This is a genomic window from Rhizobacter sp. P3_C12 (assembly GCF_056402735.1).
The window spans coordinates 1-2,105 of sequence record NZ_JBFUGW010000523.1 but is presented as its reverse complement, the minus strand read 5'-3'; the positions used below and the strand labels follow the sequence as shown (position 1 = coordinate 2,105).

The window sequence follows — 2,105 nt, the reverse complement described above, 5'->3', positions numbered from 1 at the left end:
CGCCGGCACCGTCGACCGCGTGCACCGCCTGCTCGATCAGCCCGGCGCAGGCGCCGCATTGCAGKCCGGCGAGCTGCAGGCCGGCGCGTTGCGTGGAGGGAGTCGCCGCAGAGGTGGGTGCCAGGGTCACCGGCGGCAGTTTCCTGCCTTCGGCGCGGTGGCGACTTGATCCGGATCAACCCCGCGGCAAGGGCCGTGAAGCGCCGAATGCGCCGCCGCGTGCCTCAGACCCCCCAGGACATCCACATCGCGAGCGTGCGCCGTTCGAGGTACGAGAACGGAATGCTCGGGCGCCTGAACCCCTCCACGGTGTCGTGGTTGGCCTGCTTCAACGCGGTGCCGAACTCGACGCCTTTCGAGAGCCGGTGGCGGTATGCCAGGTCGATCACGCCGCGCCCGGGCGAGGGCACCTGGCTGGCGGCGAGCGTGGGGCGCGCCCTCAGCCCGGCTTCGAACGAACGGCGGTCGTCGATCTGGTACGTCATGCGGGCCTTGAATGCATTGCGCGGTTGCGTGCCGAAGTAGTTCACCTCGGTGGCCAGCGGCGAGCGGGCCGCGCTGTCGAACGAGAACTCCGCGCGCACCAGGTCGATCGAGCCGTCGATGCTCCACTGCGGGCTCGGTTGCCAGCGCGCATCGGCCTCGAAGCCGCGCACACGCAGCCGCGTGTCCATCAGCGGCGTGGTCGGGGTGACCGGGGTCGTGACCGGCACCGGGTAGCTGCCGAAGCGCTGCTCGTACACCGCCGCGTTGACCTGGAGCTCGCGGCTGGCCTTCCAGCGCAGGCCGGCCTCGATCGACGGGATCCGCAGGTCCTGGGTGCCGTTGGCCAGCGTTTCCGAGTGCGACAGGCTGCCCCACAGCGACAGGTCCGGCGTGGCCGCCCAGCGCAGGCGCAGCGTGGTCGCGTACAGGTTGTCGACGAAGCCGGCGCGGAACACCCGTTGCGCCTGGGCGCCGAGCACCACCGAGCCGCGGTTCTCGGCAAAGCGCCATTCATCCTGGACGAACGCCTGCAGCCGGTCGGTGTCGGTCGGCACGGCGACGGCATCGAGTGCCGCCGCGCGCGCGGAGATCGAGTCGGTGTTCACGCTGCCGCCCACCAGCAGCTCGTGCGACCCCAGCCGCAGGAAATCCTGCGCGGACAGCTCGATGGTGCGCCGGTGGTTCTCGGTGCCGCCGAAGGTCGTCATGTCGGCGTCCTGCACGTACCCGGCGATCTCGAGCCGGCCGTCGCGTGCCTGCGGGATCGACAGGCGCGTGCCGAACTCGCGCTGCGCGACGTGCAGTTCCAGGCGGGTCGGTACGCGGGCGACCGCGAAGACGCTGGCGCCGACGCCGGTGGAGGCGTTGACGTCGAACGACACTTCGGCGCCGCCCTCGACGGAAAGCGTCGCCTTGGCACCGGCCGCGCGGTCTTCCTGGTTGTCCCAGTCGCGGCGGCCCCGCACCAGTTCCGGGGAGCCCGGCAGGTGCGAGCCGCTGGCCCAGAACGAGGTCTTCCAGCCGGAGGCGGTCCGCGTGCCCCACTGCAGGTTCGCCGCGGCGCGGCCGTTGCTGTCGACATCCACGCCGCCGGCGCTGCCGTTGTCGACGGCGCGGGTCACGATGTTGATCACGCAATTGGCCGCGTTCGAGCCCCACAGCGTGTTGCCGGCGCCACGCTGCACCTCGATGCGCTGCACCAGGTCGATCGGCATGTTCAGCCTCGTCCAGGTCGTCGTCGACCAGCCGCTCGCCGCGAACTGTTCGCGGCCGTCGCGCAGGATCAGCGTGTTGTGCGCCACCAGCGAGCTGCCGTCGCCGCGCGCCGTGACGCCCCACAGGTTCGCGTTGATGTGTTCGACCCACACGCCGGGGATCCACGCCAGCGCTTCCAGCACGGTGCGGGCACCGGCGCGGCGCAGTTCATCGCCGGAGAACACGCTGGTGGCGATCGCCATGTCCTGCTCGGGCTGCACCCGGCGGCCGAGCGTCGTGAGCTGCACGTCCAGCAGGGCTTCGAGCGGTTGATCGAGCAGCGACTGGGCGCGCAGAGGGTTGCTGCAGGCCAGCGCCACGAGCAGCACGGCCGCATACCTGAACAGGGCGAAGCGGCCGAACGC

General features: G+C 71.3%; 1 protein-coding gene. It reads right to left on the bottom strand.

All coding sequences use genetic code 11. From position 1 onward, the window contains the following. Positions 1-224: 224 nt before the first annotated feature. On the bottom strand, positions 225-2,105 hold a 1,881-nt coding region (locus AC1DXV_RS34055; protein WP_477937978.1), incomplete at its 5' end, for a TonB-dependent receptor plug domain-containing protein.